Consider the following 14,225-nt stretch of genomic DNA (forward strand, 5'->3'; position numbering starts at 1 on the left):
GAATAGTAATAAACTAATCGAAAGTATTTGCGCTGGTTTTAAAGTTGTACGCATATAAAGAAAAGCCTCCTAATGAGCGTTTTTTTGTCGAAAATTCAAATAATTTGTCGATTAACTGTTATTATTTTAAAGGTCTGATGACTAGAAAGCAAGAGGGAATTTTAAAAATATTTTAAAATAATGCGTAAAATTGAATAAATATACTATTTATATGTTAATGCAGGAAGRATTTYACTTTTAACGTAAAAAAACACATATCGCTAGGATATGTGTWTTAAAAATAAATTTGCCTATCACGTTCTTCTTTTAAAATTTCTACAGCCTCTCGGAAACGTTGAGAATGGACAATTTCTCGTTCGCGTAAAAAGCGTAAGCTATCATTTATATCGGGATCGTCTGATAAATCAATTAGCCATTGATAAGTCGCTCGTGCTTTTTCTTCAGCTGCAATATCCTCGTATAAATCTGCGATAGGATCTCCTTTCGCTTGAATGTAAGTGGCAGTAAAAGGAACACCACCTGCATTATGGTAAAACAAGGCGCTATCATGATTCGCATAATGCGCGTCTAATCCGGCAGCTTTCATTTGTTCAGGTGTTGCATCTTTTGTTAATTTATAAATCATTGTAGCAATCATTTCTAAATGTGCGAACTCTTCTGTACCAATATCGGTTAGTAAGCCAACGACTTTATCAGGAATAGTATAACGCTKATTTAAGTAGCGCAGAGCAGCAGCTAGTTCGCCGTCCGCACCACCGTACTGTTCAACTAATAATCTTGCGAGTGCTGGATTACAAGTACTCACCTTAACAGGATACTGTAATTTTTTTTCATAAATCCACATAGTTTCTCTCCTTCATATTTGCCATGGCCACGGTCCTTTGCTCCATTCCCAGGGAGCGTTAGAATAACTATTTCCAAACTGCTGAAGTGGTCCGTATTTTTCTTCAATTTTTTGTTTTAATACTCTTCGTTTATAAGAAAAATCGTTGAATTGATTTATAGCTGCAGTATCGTCGGGATGCGTATCTAAATAGAGAGTAAGTTCAACTAATACAAAGTCTAATTCTTGAAGTTCTTCAATCCATTTGTAATATTCATCAGGCAATGTTTGTGTCACGTCTTTATTCACCGTCCTTTTTTGTAAGGATTTTCATAATAATCATAAAAGGCAGGCCATAAAGTCCCTTTTCTTAAAGCTTCTTTTGGTGTGAATTGTGGTAAATTAGTTGGTTGAAAACCCATATATAAGTGCGGGGGAGTTGAGTAATATTTCTTTCCAATTGGAGGACAAGGATCGTTTGGACCATGATAAGGTATGAAGGATTTCATGAATTTATCCATGTTACACGCCTCCTTTATAAATGAAATATCCATTACTATGTATTGTATTCGTACATAATTGTCATTTATGACTCATATAAAAAACTAATAGAGACAGGGGGAGTTGAGGATGGAAGGCATTACAACATGCATCGTATTAGAATCAAAAAATTTAAAGGAAACATTGTATTTTTATGAAGGGATTTTAGGCTTTAAACCAAGCAAGGAGAGACCTCAACTACATGTAACAGGTGTTTGGTATGACGTTGGTTTAACGAGAATTTGTTTTGTGGTAAATCGGAATTTACGAGAGCGAGAGAAGGTTGCTAATTCTTCGTGTGAATTAATAACCTTTTCAATTTCTGATATGGAAAAAGTAAAGAGAAAATTACAGTTTTACAAAATATCTTTTGCGGAAGAACAGCATGCGGATGGGGTGGTAATTACTCTTTATGATCCAGATTGCTATAAGCTTCAAATTTCATCAGAGGCATGAGTAACCATAGGGGGGATAGTGTGGATAGAATGTATGAAGAAAGCGCACTGTTTGAACATAAATTTTGGCTCAAAGTTCTTGGGGATCATGCTCAGTTTTTACTAGATGCTTTAGCTCCACAGGAGAAAGAAGATATACAGAAAGCCACCTATTTTGTAGAAAAATTCACGAACTTTTTAAATGAAATTCATACTGTAAATTTTATTGCATTTTCAAAAGATGCAGAACAAGCTGCAGAGGAGATTCGAGCATTTAAATTAAATATTATACAAAAGCAATTGGAAGGTAAAATTGTGATTCATTTTACTCCGACTTTTATTAATCATATGGTAAATGAAGTGGAGGAATATATAACAGTATTAGAATACTTAGGGAGGGGAGAAGTCCCGCCCGTTTTTCATGAACTACACTATCATCTCGCGTGGTTAACGGATGCAGCAGGGCATGCTGGTTCTATTTCAGGCGGATTAGATGTTGTGGAAAAAAGATTGAAGGAGAAAAGTGATTTGTTTGCTAAACATTTTGAACAATTTTATTTAAAAGCAGTTGAAATGACAGGCTATTTACGGGCAGAACTGAAACATTTTCCAGCTTTGAAGAAGTTTACAAAAGACGTTTCACTAGAGCTAAAGTTATTCTCGCATTTCCTTCGAGAAGTAGAAGAATTAGAGTTGTCTGAGCAAATATTAAGTTCATTATCAGCCAGGATGGCGGATCATATGGCGAGGGAGGAGTGTTACTATTTATTGAAGTTAGCACAATCCTCAGGGTTAGAGATACCGAAATGTAATCCGCTTTAAAAATAGATTGTAGGGAAGATTAAGCAGACAAATTGTAACAGTGATAGAAGTATGTGAACAGGTTTCATTATGAAAAAAATATTGACAAGCCCCTCCAAATATCTTAATGTGATTGTATAAAATTGTGTATATAAAGGGGAGTAACTTATTACAGTAAAGTCGTCATTACAGGGAGAAACCCTCGGCTTTATTGGCAACGWTTCGTTGTTAGTGAGACCTTTACCAGCAATGGTAAAGGCCCCTTATTGTCTTTTTAGGACCCTTACCATATTTGGTAGGGTCCTTTTTGTATACAAAGAGAGGAGATAGAAAATGAAAAAACTTATTAGTAGATTAAGAGTTGTATTTCATGTCCGCCGATTTGTTCCATTTTTATTTGACTTTTTCACTTCAAAAGAGGTTTCAATAAAGAAGAAAATCTTATCTGTTGCTTTTTTAGTTGGTTACGTTGCGATGCCACTCGATTTAATTCCAGACTTCTTACCGTTTATCGGTATTTTAGATGATATTGGAATTGTTTTATTCATTTTGAACCGAATTGTAAAGATGGCGCCAGTACAATTGCAAGAAAAGCATAATGTAAATGTAGGATAGGGGCTAAAAGTATGGAGCAAATTATTTTAGATATAATTGAGTATTTAAAGCAGTTTTCTTATTTTGGAGTTGTGTTAGCTTTAACTTTTGAATTTATTCCAGCAGAGGTAGTTTTACCTCTTGTTGGGTATTGGGTATACGAGGGGGATATGAATTTTTGGCTAGCTGTGTTAGCCGGAACAATCGGTGGAACGACAGGCCCATTAACGTTATATGCACTCGGTTATTACGGTGGTCGTCCTCTATTAATAAAATACGGGAAATACTTCTTTATTAAAGAAGAACAAATTCAAAAAGCAGATGATTTCTTTGAGAAATATGGGCCGGTTGTAGCATTTGTTGGACGCTTCGTTCCGGGAGTTCGAACGCTTATTTCTGTGCCATGTGGTATGGCGAAAATGAATATATGGAAATTTAGCATATATACATTTGTAGCAATGTTCCCGTTAACGACTTTATATATTTATTTTGGAATGAAATTAGGTCCACATTGGGAAAAAGCAGCGGGTGTTGTTGGACAATATATGTTACCGATATTAGCCGTCGTTCTTATTATTGTAGGTGGTATTTTAATCTATAAATTTATGAAAAAACGAAACAGATCGGAATCTATCTAGTCATTGGTAATGGAATTTGCATATTTTTTGAAAATAGATGAATAGTACAGGCAAAAGACTCTGAGGGACATACACATATAGGGAATATAAAAGAGAGAGGGGAAACAACTATGTCTTGTGAGTGCTCAGGGTCAGCATTAACTTGCTGTCCAGATAAAAATTATGTGCAAGATAAAGTGTGTAGTCCGTGGTCTGCTACTGTAGTTGCAACAGCAATTGATAATGTTCTTTATACAAATAATATTAACCAAAATGTAGTTGGTACTGGTTTTGTTAAATATGATGTTGGTCCAGGTCCAATTACTGTAGAAGCGCTTGATTCTGCTGGGGCTACAATTGATACACAAACATTAAACCCAGGAACGAGTATCGCTTTTACGTATCGCCGCTTTGCTAGTATACAAGTTGTGTTACCTGCAACACCTGGTGGAACGTATCAGGGAGAATTTTGTATTACAACACGTTATCCACTTTCATAGTAGAATAGGAGAGGATCGAAATGGGAATGAGAAGTTCCGGTTTGTCTTGTTGTTCTAATAAAACACTTGTGCAAGATCAAGTATGTACAGACTGGTCTATTACAGGTGCTGGTACTCAAATTGTATATACGAATAATATTACACAAGAAGTATATGGTTCAGGTTATGTGAAATATGATGTAGGCGCGAATCCCATTACAGTTGATTTTTTAATCGGTGCTACAGTAGTTGATACAATTACTGTACAACCACAAAGTAGTGGTACKTTCACTGTACGATATTTTACTACTGTCCGAATTACTACGACAGGAACAACTGTTAATCAAGGCGAGTTTTGTATTACAGTACGTTATCCAATTTCATAAAAAAAGCATACCGTAAATGGTATGCTTTTTTTAAATTGAGGAAGTAATAAAATTGGTATTCTATAAGCAACATGTAAATTGGCAACAGTACTTGCCTTCTAAATATAGTGAAGGATTATTTTGTATATTAATAATACTAACGGATTTTAAATCTTTACCTGTGTAAGATATTGTATTGCCAGGAAACACAGTGAAAATATTGGTTACTGCTCCAATGATTTGAATTGTAATTGCTTCAGTGCTGCTAGTACTATTGTAAACCGAGACAGTACCTGATATAAGCAGTATCCCATCACTTTGCCACAGTATCATTGATTGTAGTGCATCTTTGGTAGAGGGAATGGTGTTGTTAGTTATGAGGAAATTCCCTGCAAATTCATTTGTTACTCGCTCACAACTTGGATTTGGAGGAGGGGGCGGTGGACAAGGGTCTGGACAAATGATAGATAAAGGAGCGAAACAGCCAATATTTTTTTTGTTCTTCAATACAACCCCTCCTTTTTAAGTTGTCTTTTACTACTATTAAATGTAGAAGCATGGCCGATGTGTTAAGAAAAGAAGAAAATTTTTAAAAWTAAGATTGTCTAATAGGCTTACAGCTTAACTTATCATTAATGTTATAGAAAAGATTATATGTGAATAGACATGGGAAAAGAATGATCAGACTCTTTTAGACAAAAGGTGGTTGTATACAATAGTACGAGTAATGTTGGACTTAACACCYAATTAACTGTATATTTACAAAAATCTAATAAAATTCATTTGTTATTTAAACGATATTAATATGTTTAAGATAAAATAGCCCTTGTAATGAATCAATTATTATGAGGAGGATTCACGTGGAAAGAACTGCTTTACGAAAAGTAAAAGGTCTTATTGGATTATTAATGGTGTTTGTATTGGCATTTGTATCATTACCGTGGAGTACGTCGGTTAAAGCGGAAGAGAAAAAGCAAGAAAAGGCACCAAGTGAGAAGAAAATCGTTTTCCCAGTTGTAAGTGATGTGCATATTAAAGATAGTGGAACAGATGATACGTTCCGCTGGAAAAGAGCGATTGAGCAATTTAATACGCTTGCACCAAAGCAAGATGCGTTTGTCATTGTAGGTGATTTTACTGATTCGGGTTCAGTAAAGCAATATGATCGTTTCATGCAAGTGTATAACGAAAATGCAAATAAAGATGCGGTACGAATGAATTCTCTAGGTAATCATGATTATTGGAACGGCTTATCTGTAGAGGGAGCACAGAAGCGTTTCTTAGAAAAGACAGGAATGGAATCGGTTTATTATCATAAGGTGGTAAAAGGGTATCATTTCCTTGTTATGTCTCCAGAGGATGGGACAACACATGGCTATTATTCGGACAAGCAAATTAATTGGTTAAAAGAAGAAATGGCAAAGGCACAAAAAGATGATCCAGAAAAACCGATTTTTGTATTTTTACATCAACATATTAAAGATACAGTGTACGGTAGCCAAGAATGGGGAACGAAAGATAGTGCGAAAGTTAATGCGGTATTAAAAGAATACCCACAAGTAATTACGTTTTCAGGTCATTCACATTATCCTTTAGATGATCCAAGATCGATTCATCAAAAAGATTTTACATCAGTTGGTACATCTTCTGTAAGTTATATGGAAGTTGAAGGYGGTAAAGTACAAGGAAATATCCCGCCAGGAGCTAGTACATTAAGCCAAGGTTTATTGGTAGAGGTAGATGACAAAGAGGTAACAATTAATCGCCGTGATTTCCATACAAACTCTTGGACAGGTGAGCCTTGGAAAATTAAATTACCAACGAAAAAAGAAGGATTCAACTATGGAGAAGATCGTGATAAAGAAAAGCCATACTTTGCGAAGGATGCAAAGCTTGCTGTATCAAATGTAACGGAAAATGCGGCAACAGTAACATTCCCGCAAGCATTGGACAACCTTCTTGTTCATTCTTATCGCTTGCAAGCAAAGGATAAACAAACAGGTGAGATTAAAAATAAGCTATTAGCATTCTCAGAGTTTTATCGAGATCCAGTGCCGAAAGAACTGAYATTTACACTTGCAGGACTAGATGGCGGGAAAACATATACACTTGAAGTTGTTGCGATTGATTCATTCGGCAATGAAAGTGTACAACCATTAACGGCAGAAATTACTACGAAAAAAGATAATATTGACCCGAATGTGAAAGTACCAAAGGCAGATGTTTTTGATGTAAACTTTGCAGATGGTACATTTAAAGACAGTTCATCATTTGGTACAAAAGGTGATGTTAAGGGCAATGTGACTATTGAATATGATAAAGCATTGAAAAAGAATGTTATGAAGTTAAACGGAAAAGCAAATACATTTGGATACCTTCCATTTTCAGCAGCACAAAAAGAAAAAGTAGCAAATTCATTTACGTTAGAAACTGTATTTTCAATGAATGAAATTCGTGGACAAGGTATTTTGCAAAATACAGAGAGCGGTGGAATTGGTTTTGAGTCTACAGGAAGTGGCTATGTAGAATTATGGGCTCATATTGGTGGAAGCTATAAACGTGTGGGTGTTCAATTAGAAGCAAACAAAACGTATCATTTAACAGGAACATATAACGGCAGTGAAGTAGCAATTTATGTAGATGGTAAAAAAGTAAATAGTCAGCCGGCTCAAGGGAAAGTATATCACCCGAACGTACCATTCGCACTTGGTGCAGATCCTGATAGCAACGGAAATGGCGGTATTCCGTTAAATGGACAAATTGCATTAGCAAAATTATATAGTAAAGCATTAAGTTCTTCAGAAGTAGTAGCGGCATATAACGAGTTTTCTACTCATACAAAATTAGAGCAAGTAAATACGTATTACAAGTGAATATTGAATCTGCAAAAGCTTTAGTAAAGAAAGCGCAAGATGGAAATGTAACAGACGGTTCTGTTAAATCATTAAGTCAAAAAATCACAGTTGCAGAAGCTGTGTTAAAAGATAAAAATGTAAAAGATGAGTATGTGGAATCAATGAATCGTACGCTAGAGCACGCTATTTCACTTGWTGAAAAAAGCATCAACAAATAAGGTATAAGAAAAAGAAGCTTATCATGATAGGCTTTTTTTTTGTTATACTAAAAGTAGTATAGAAAAAGGGAGCGAATAATTTGGAAGAGAAAAAGCTAAAAAGAATTCTTGAATATGTATGGATCGCCGTTGTGCTCCTTGTAGGATATTATTTATTAAAAGATAAAAGTATATGGATTCTATTTTTAATGACATTTTTATTAGCGGGATTAGGAACGCTATTTATTAACTTTTTCTTTGATAGTGTAAACGCGTGGAGAAAGAAAAAGAAAGAGACGAAGTAAGGGGAGATAAGTATGCAAAAGTTGCAGGTTATGTACTCACTTGCATCGGTATATTTATCATTTTACAAACGTTAACGAAAAAACATAATAGAACATGAAAATAGCTCGCCGTTTCATAGGCGAGCTATTTTTTTATACTTCTTTTTTCTCATCATTTATTTTTTTAGTAGCTAAATGACTATGTTTTCTAGAGTAGAAGAAGTATACGCATAAACCGACTATAAGCCAAAATGAAAAGCTGATCCATGTCGTTTTGGACAAATTAGTCATTAAATATAAACAACAAAGAATAGCGACAACCGGTARTGCAGGTACGAGTGGTGTGCGGAAGCCTCGTTTTAAATCAGGATGAGTTTTCCGTAAAATAAGTACAGCAAAGCAAACGAATGTGAAGGCTGTTAACGTACCGATGTTTACTAAATTYGCTAGTAAATGTAGGTCTAAAAGTCCTGCTAATAAAGCTGCAAATACTCCAGTAATCCATGTGTTTAATAAAGGGATTTTTACTTTTTTATTTACGCGTGATAAAGCTTTTGGGAGTAAGCCGTCTCGGCTCATTGCATAAGAAACACGAACTTGTCCATACATAACGACTAAAAGAACGGTTGTCATTCCTGTCATCGCACCAACTGCAAGTAGCCCCGCAATAGTATCTTCACCAACGAAATGTAGTGCAAATGCAACTGGATCAGAAACGTCTAATTGCGTATAAGGAACCATGCCTGTTAAAACGAAAGATACGATCATGTATAAAACTGTACAAATAAGAAGGGAACCGATAATACCAATTGGTAAATCACGCTGCGGTTTTTTCGTTTCTTCTGCCGCGGTTGCGATTGCATCAAAACCTAAAAAGGCGAAGAAGACAGTGGCAGCTCCGGTAATAATACCGTCGTACCCGAATGGAATGAACGGTGTCCAATTTTCAGGCTTTACATATTTTGCACCTGCTACGATAAAGGCGATAATAACTGCTAATTTGATAAGGACCATAATATTATTAATGCGTGCGCTTTCGCGTATACCAAAACTTAAAAGCCCAGTAATGAGAAGTAAAATACAAACAGCTGGTAAATCAATGAGACCACCTTTTCCTGTACCAGGGGCCGAGGCTATTATGGCGGGCAGATGGATGTTAAATCCTTGTAGTAAAGATTGTAAATAACCAGACCAACCGACAGCTACTGCGGCGACGGCAAGTAAATATTCGAGCATTAAACACCAACCAACGATAAAGGCGACAACTTCTCCGACAGTCATGTATGCATAAGTGTAAACACTGCCTGAGACTGGTATAGAAGACGCGAATTCAGCATAACAAAAGGCTACACAAGCACAAGTAAATGCAGCAATAAGGAATGATAACATAATACCAGGGCCAGAATGTTTTGCCGCTACGATACCTGTTAATACAAAAATCCCTGTCCCAATTACGGCGCCGATTCCTAAAAATGTTAAATCGAGTGCCGTTAATGTTCTATCTAGCTGTCGTGGTGATTCAGTACTAAGCGCTTTTTTTCGTAATAATGACTTCACTTTGGACTCTCCTCCCGTTTTTCATCTCCATAACTGCGAATAGTGTGAATCCATTGGAAAAGAGTACGTCAGTGAATAAAGGTACAGTTATGGTATGTAGTTTTTTGAAATTTCTGGATTAATTTTATTATAATTCAGAATATTTTGTCAAATAAAATATGACAAATAAAATGCGAATGAATAGGGGAAACTACTTGCAGGAATGGACGAGGGTTAACAGAGTGACAAAACCACTCATTAAAGTTTCACTTTATCCCGCATTAACTGCCCGTAAATGCCCGATTGGTTTAACTAATAATCAGTGAGGATGGGGAAATTCCCCACTGATTAAAGTTTCACTTTATAAAGTAGGAGAAGATGTTATGTTATTTTATTTTGAACTTGTCGTCATTTTACTTTGTACGAAATTAGCTGGTGATATTAGCGTAAGACTCGGCCAGCCCTCTGTACTTGGTAAATTAATCGTTGGTATTATTATCGGTCCTGCTGTGCTAGGTATTATTAATAGTTCAGAACTTATTGATGAGCTTAGCGAAATYGGTGTTTTGCTACTTATGTTTATGGCAGGACTCGAAACTGATTTAGAAGAGTTAAATCGTAATTTAAAATCTGCATTCGCAGTAGCGATGGGAGGAATTATTTTCCCATTCCTTGGTGGGTATTTAGCAGGRCTTGCKTTTGGAATGTTACAGTCGCATGCGATCTTTTTAGGGTTATTACTTTGTGCCACWTCGGTTAGTATTTCTGTTCAAACRCTAAGAGATTTAGGGAAAATGAATACGAGAGAAAGTACGACGATTTTAGGTGCAGCTGTATTTGATGATGTAATTGTCGTTATTTTATTAGCGTTTGTCATGAGTTTTTTAGGCACACAAGATGTAAATGTAACGCTAGTCATTGCAAAGAAAATCATCTTTTTTGTAAGTATTGTTTTCATCGCTTGGAAAGTTGTTCCGTGGATTATGAAAATGCTCGTACCACTTCGCGTAACAGAAGCGTTAATTAGTGCTGCACTTATTATTTGTTTCTCTTTTTCGTATTACAGTGAAATGATGGGAATCGCAGGTATTATTGGGGCATTTGCAGCAGGAATTGCGATTTCGCAAACAGAGTATAAGCATGAAGTGGAACATAAAATTGAACCGATTGCTTACGCGATATTCGTACCGGTTTTCTTCGTAAGTATTGGAATGGAAATTACATTTCAAGGTATTGGAAGCCAACTTTGGTTCATTATCATTATGACGCTCATCGCAATTTTCACAAAGTTAATCGGATCAGGTTTAGGAGCAAGATTAACAGGGTTTAACTTACAATCTTCTATTAGTATTGGTGCGGGAATGGTGTCGCGCGGGGAAGTAGCGCTTATCATTGCAGCAAATGGACTTGCGGCGAATTTGTTAGCGAAAGAAAATTTCACAGCGATTGTCATTGTTGTTATATTGACGACAATTATTACGCCGCCGCTTTTGAAGAAGTATTTTGTATAGAGAGGAAGGGCTTATCTGATGTAGGTAAGCTCTTTTTTTATTGCAAAATGCAGTGGTCATGTAGCATGAATGGATTGTAATTATGATAAAATCTATGTATGTGATATGACAAGGAGAGGGAAGTGTGAAGATTACAAAGGGGAAAGTTATAGGTGTAATCATACTTATTGCACTATGTATACCATTTACTGTGTTGTTCGCTTTTGTAARTCGATTGGRATYGGRAGCYTTAAAKCATTTAARATMGCGCTCGTTCGTGAATTAACGATTGCTGATTATAATATTAATGATTTTTCAGTGATGAATACGGAAGATGGACCGTACGACTTGTTTAATAAAGTTACATATGTGAATAAAGCTGCAATTGAGGCGAGCGTCACGGCGATAGATAAGAAGGAACTTGAGAGAGCTGCAGATCGTATTGTAAATGCGGATAAAGTTATATTTTACGGAGTAGGTGGTTCAGCTACTCCAGCGATGGACGGGGCTTATAAATTTACACGACTCGGATTTACAGCGATGATGCTATCTGATTTTCATATGATGTTACCGCTTGTGACGAATTTAAAAGAAGATGATATATTTGTTGCGATTTCAACTTCTGGTCGTACGAAAGATGTACTTGAAATGGCGCAATATGCGAAGAAGCGAGGAGCTACAGTTATTGCGATTACAAAGCTAGATCAATCATCTCCTTTATATAAAGCGGCAGATATTCGCCTTTGTATGCCAGATGTAGAGCAGGACCATCGCATTGCGAGTATTGCTTCGAGAATGACGCAACTGAATATGATTGATGCTTTATATGTGATTACTTTCAATCGAATTGGTAATAAAGTATTAGATCGATTTATGGAGACGAGAGAAGAAGCATTACGGTTACGGAAATTGAAGTAGAAGAAAAGATGGGGAGACTCATCTTTTTTATTATCTTTGACACAAATATGTCATGTTGTGAAATTTTATTTCATAAAATAAGAAAGAGTTATTGATTTTTAGTTTCTTGAAGTTATAATAAAAGTGTGAAATATAATTTCGAAGAGGGTGGCAATATGTTAGAGAATTTATCGACAGAACACCGTAATGAGAAAACGATGAATCTAGATGAGATGAGTATAAAAGAAGTTTTACAAAGTATGAATGAAGAAGATCGAACTGTTGCGTTAGCAGTTGAAAATGAAATAGAAGAAATTGAAAAGGTTGTACAAATTGTTACTAAGTCTTTTGAAGAAGAAGGCCGTTTAATTTATATTGGGGCTGGTACGAGTGGCCGTTTAGGCATTTTAGACGCAGTAGAATGTCCCCCGACATTTGGAACAGATGATAAAATGGTTCAAGGATTTATAGCAGGTGGATTGAAAGCGTTTACTAAGGCGGTGGAAGGTGCCGAAGATCGTGAAGAGTTAGCAAAAGAAGATTTAAAAAGTATTGGATTAAACGAGAAAGATACGGTTATTGGAATTGCAGCAAGTGGTAGAACACCCTATGTAATTGGCGGATTGAAATATGCAAGTAGCGTGGGAGCAAGTACAGCTAGTATTTCCTGTAATAAAAATGCTGAAATAAGTAAATATGCAAAACTAAATGTGGAAGTGGAAACAGGCGCAGAAATATTAACAGGCTCAACACGGTTGAAGGCTGGCACAGCGCAAAAGTTAGTACTCAATATGATTTCTACAGCGTCTATGATTGGTGTAGGGAAAGTATATAAAAACTTAATGGTAGATGTTCAATCTACAAATGGAAAATTGGTAGAACGCTCAAAACGAATTATTGTTGAAGCGACAGGCGCTAGTTATGAAGTAGCTACAGAGTGTTATGAGAAAGCAGATCGARATGTGAAAGCTGCAATCGTTATGATATTACTACAGTGTGAATATGGGGAAGCACTAGAAAAATTAAAAGGTGCGAAAGGATTTGTGAAGAAAGCACTTTAAACTTTGGGGAGGGGGATTCTATTATGAAGAAAGAAGAGAGAATGGCCAAAGAGATTTCAGAGCAACTTGGGGGAGTAAAAAATATTCGTGGCATTGCTCATTGTATGACGAGACTGCGATTAACGCTTCATGATGAAAGTAAAGTGAATATGGACCTTTTGAAAAAGGTTGAAGGGGTTATGGGCGTTATTGAAGATGAGACGCTTCAAGTTGTTGTTGGACCAGGGACAGTAAATAAAGTAGCAGCTGAGATGGAAGGTTTAACGGGACTGCGAATTGGTGAGGTGGCAGATCACCACCTTGAAGATCTTGGGCAAGAGATGAAGTCAGAGATTAAGAAGAAAAATAATACACCAGTGAAAAACTTTTTAAGAAAAATAGGAAGTATTTTCATTCCGCTAATTCCGGGGCTTGTTGCGTCAGGAATTATAAATGGTGTTGCTAACTTTGCGAAAAACGCAGGTGCTGACCCGAATGCAACGTGGCTACAAATGCTACTACTTATTGGCGGCGGTATCTTTACATTCTTAGGAATTTTAGTCGGTTGGAATACAGCGAAAGARTTTGGCGGGACACCAGTTCTTGGGGCAATTGCWGGTATTTTAATTTTCAAYCCRGCGATGGCRAAYGTAAAATTATTYGGTGAAGCGCTMGTACCTGGACGGGGCGGATTATTTGCAGTTATTTTTGCAGCATGGCTTATGGTTGTAGTTGAGAGACGAGTGCGAAAAGCTGTGCCAAATGCAGTTGATATTATTGTGACACCACTCATTACTGTATTAGCTGTAAGTATAGTAACGATGTTAGCGATTCAGCCAGTAGCAGGCTTCTTATCAGATGGTATTACAAGCGGTATTAATGCAATTTTAAATGTTGGCGGAGCATTTGCTGGAGCTGTGCTTGCCGGAACATTTTTACCTCTCGTAATGGTCGGATTACATCACGGTTTAACACCGATTCATATGGAATTTATTAATCAAACGCACGTAACGCCTTTATTACCAGTATTAGCAATGGCTGGCGCTGGGCAAGTAGGAGCAGCAATTGCGATTTATGTGAAAACAAAAAATAAACGCCTTCGTAATGTGATTAAAGGTGGATTACCAGTAGGATTTTTAGGAATTGGCGAACCGCTATTATACGGGGTTACATTGCCACTTGGGAAACCGTTTATTACTGCTTGTTTAGGAGCGGCTGTCGGTGGTGCATTCCAAGCTGTTATGAAAACGGCTTCACTCGGAATAGGTGTATC

At 36.5% G+C, this 14,225-nt stretch carries 15 protein-coding genes and 2 pseudogenes; 12 read left to right on the top strand and 5 right to left on the bottom strand.

Features of this window, described 5'->3' with window-relative positions:
• Window positions 1–274 precede the first annotated feature (274 nt).
• Genes cotJC through AC1DJR_RS12460 form a run of 3 tightly spaced genes read right to left on the bottom strand, consistent with a single transcriptional unit; the run spans window position 275 to window position 1,344 of the window.
• Window positions 275–844 carry a spore coat protein CotJC gene (gene cotJC, locus AC1DJR_RS12450; protein ID WP_477002726.1) on the bottom strand — a complete coding sequence of 190 codons (570 nt, stop codon included), beginning with the start codon at window positions 842–844 and terminating at the stop codon, window positions 275–277.
• A 12-nt stretch (window positions 845–856) separates the two neighbouring features.
• On the bottom strand, window positions 857–1,120 hold the full coding sequence (locus AC1DJR_RS12455) for a spore coat protein CotJB (protein ID WP_002140482.1): 264 nt from the start codon (window positions 1,118–1,120) through the stop codon (window positions 857–859).
• An 8-nt stretch (window positions 1,121–1,128) separates the two neighbouring features.
• Window positions 1,129–1,344, bottom strand: a complete 216-nt coding sequence (locus AC1DJR_RS12460; RefSeq protein WP_002140483.1) for a spore coat associated protein CotJA — start codon at window positions 1,342–1,344, stop codon at window positions 1,129–1,131.
• 109 nt (window positions 1,345–1,453) lie between these two features.
• Here AC1DJR_RS12460 and AC1DJR_RS12465 point away from each other — a divergent pair, with 109 nt between their 5' ends.
• The 6 genes from AC1DJR_RS12465 (at window position 1,454) to AC1DJR_RS12490 (ending at window position 4,674) form a co-directional block, all read left to right on the top strand.
• On the top strand, window positions 1,454–1,819 hold the full coding sequence (locus AC1DJR_RS12465) for a VOC family protein (protein WP_341023381.1): 366 nt from the start codon (window positions 1,454–1,456) through the stop codon (window positions 1,817–1,819).
• Between the two features lie 20 nt (window positions 1,820–1,839).
• Complete coding sequence (locus AC1DJR_RS12470) at window positions 1,840–2,619, top strand: DUF2935 domain-containing protein (RefSeq protein WP_060750015.1); 780 nt, start codon at window positions 1,840–1,842, stop codon at window positions 2,617–2,619.
• 312 nt (window positions 2,620–2,931) lie between these two features.
• The gene (locus AC1DJR_RS12475; RefSeq protein ID WP_000733852.1) at window positions 2,932–3,213 is read left to right on the top strand and encodes a YkvA family protein; all 282 of its coding nucleotides are present in this window, start codon (window positions 2,932–2,934) and stop codon (window positions 3,211–3,213) included.
• An 11-nt stretch (window positions 3,214–3,224) separates the two neighbouring features.
• Entirely contained in the window at window positions 3,225–3,830 is a 606-nt protein-coding gene (locus AC1DJR_RS12480; RefSeq protein ID WP_429687703.1) for a DedA family protein, read from the top strand.
• Window positions 3,831–3,940: 110 nt separating this feature from the next.
• Window positions 3,941–4,309 carry a DUF3992 domain-containing protein gene (locus AC1DJR_RS12485; RefSeq protein ID WP_002087413.1) on the top strand — a complete coding sequence of 123 codons (369 nt, stop codon included), beginning with the start codon at window positions 3,941–3,943 and terminating at the stop codon, window positions 4,307–4,309.
• Window positions 4,310–4,329: 20 nt separating this feature from the next.
• Window positions 4,330–4,674: a DUF3992 domain-containing protein gene (locus AC1DJR_RS12490; RefSeq protein ID WP_429687704.1), complete on the top strand. Its 345-nt coding sequence runs from the start codon at window positions 4,330–4,332 to the stop codon at window positions 4,672–4,674.
• A gap of 60 nt (window positions 4,675–4,734) precedes the next feature.
• Here AC1DJR_RS12490 and AC1DJR_RS12495 read toward each other — a convergent pair whose 3' ends face one another.
• The gene (locus AC1DJR_RS12495) at window positions 4,735–5,160 is read right to left on the bottom strand and encodes an S-Ena type endospore appendage (protein ID WP_002087412.1); all 426 of its coding nucleotides are present in this window, start codon (window positions 5,158–5,160) and stop codon (window positions 4,735–4,737) included.
• Window positions 5,161–5,513: 353 nt separating this feature from the next.
• Here AC1DJR_RS12495 and AC1DJR_RS12500 point away from each other — a divergent pair.
• Both AC1DJR_RS12500 and AC1DJR_RS12505 read left to right on the top strand, forming a co-directional pair.
• Window positions 5,514–7,726: pseudogene (locus AC1DJR_RS12500) on the top strand (LamG-like jellyroll fold domain-containing protein).
• Window positions 7,727–7,806: 80 nt separating this feature from the next.
• Window positions 7,807–8,010 (top strand): hypothetical protein, encoded by a 204-nt coding sequence (locus AC1DJR_RS12505; RefSeq protein WP_000391506.1) that lies wholly within the window; start codon window positions 7,807–7,809, stop codon window positions 8,008–8,010.
• A 132-nt stretch (window positions 8,011–8,142) separates the two neighbouring features.
• Here AC1DJR_RS12505 and AC1DJR_RS12510 read toward each other — a convergent pair whose 3' ends face one another.
• Window positions 8,143–9,546 carry an amino acid permease gene (locus AC1DJR_RS12510; RefSeq protein ID WP_429687706.1) on the bottom strand — a complete coding sequence of 468 codons (1,404 nt, stop codon included), beginning with the start codon at window positions 9,544–9,546 and terminating at the stop codon, window positions 8,143–8,145.
• Between the two features lie 362 nt (window positions 9,547–9,908).
• Here AC1DJR_RS12510 and AC1DJR_RS12515 point away from each other — a divergent pair, with 362 nt between their 5' ends.
• The 4 genes and pseudogenes from AC1DJR_RS12515 to AC1DJR_RS12530 all read left to right on the top strand — a co-directional run.
• Window positions 9,909–11,036 (top strand): cation:proton antiporter, encoded by a 1,128-nt coding sequence (locus AC1DJR_RS12515; protein WP_002010790.1) that lies wholly within the window; start codon window positions 9,909–9,911, stop codon window positions 11,034–11,036.
• Between the two features lie 192 nt (window positions 11,037–11,228).
• Window positions 11,229–11,933, top strand: a pseudogene (locus AC1DJR_RS12520) (MurR/RpiR family transcriptional regulator); the annotation flags it as partial.
• Window positions 11,934–12,088: 155 nt separating this feature from the next.
• Window positions 12,089–12,973 carry an N-acetylmuramic acid 6-phosphate etherase gene (gene murQ, locus AC1DJR_RS12525; RefSeq protein WP_477002727.1) on the top strand — a complete coding sequence of 295 codons (885 nt, stop codon included), beginning with the start codon at window positions 12,089–12,091 and terminating at the stop codon, window positions 12,971–12,973.
• Window positions 12,974–12,996: 23 nt separating this feature from the next.
• The coding region (locus tag AC1DJR_RS12530) for a PTS transporter subunit EIIC (protein ID WP_477002728.1) at window positions 12,997–14,225 on the top strand (1,229 nt) is incomplete at its 3' end.

The organism is Bacillus sp. 05T31 (assembly GCF_056396725.1).

What these genes read in the sequence shown, in the direction of transcription:
- AC1DJR_RS12460 (WP_002140483.1), bottom strand. Translation starts at nt 1,344, where the DNA reads ATGGATAAATTCATGAAATCCTTCATACCTTATCATGGTCCAAACGAT.
- AC1DJR_RS12485 (WP_002087413.1), top strand. Translation starts at nt 3,941, where the DNA reads ATGTCTTGTGAGTGCTCAGGGTCAGCATTAACTTGCTGTCCAGATAAA.
- AC1DJR_RS12465 (WP_341023381.1), top strand. Translation starts at nt 1,454, where the DNA reads ATGGAAGGCATTACAACATGCATCGTATTAGAATCAAAAAATTTAAAG.
- AC1DJR_RS12475 (WP_000733852.1), top strand. Translation starts at nt 2,932, where the DNA reads ATGAAAAAACTTATTAGTAGATTAAGAGTTGTATTTCATGTCCGCCGA.
- AC1DJR_RS12480 (WP_429687703.1), top strand. Translation starts at nt 3,225, where the DNA reads ATGGAGCAAATTATTTTAGATATAATTGAGTATTTAAAGCAGTTTTCT.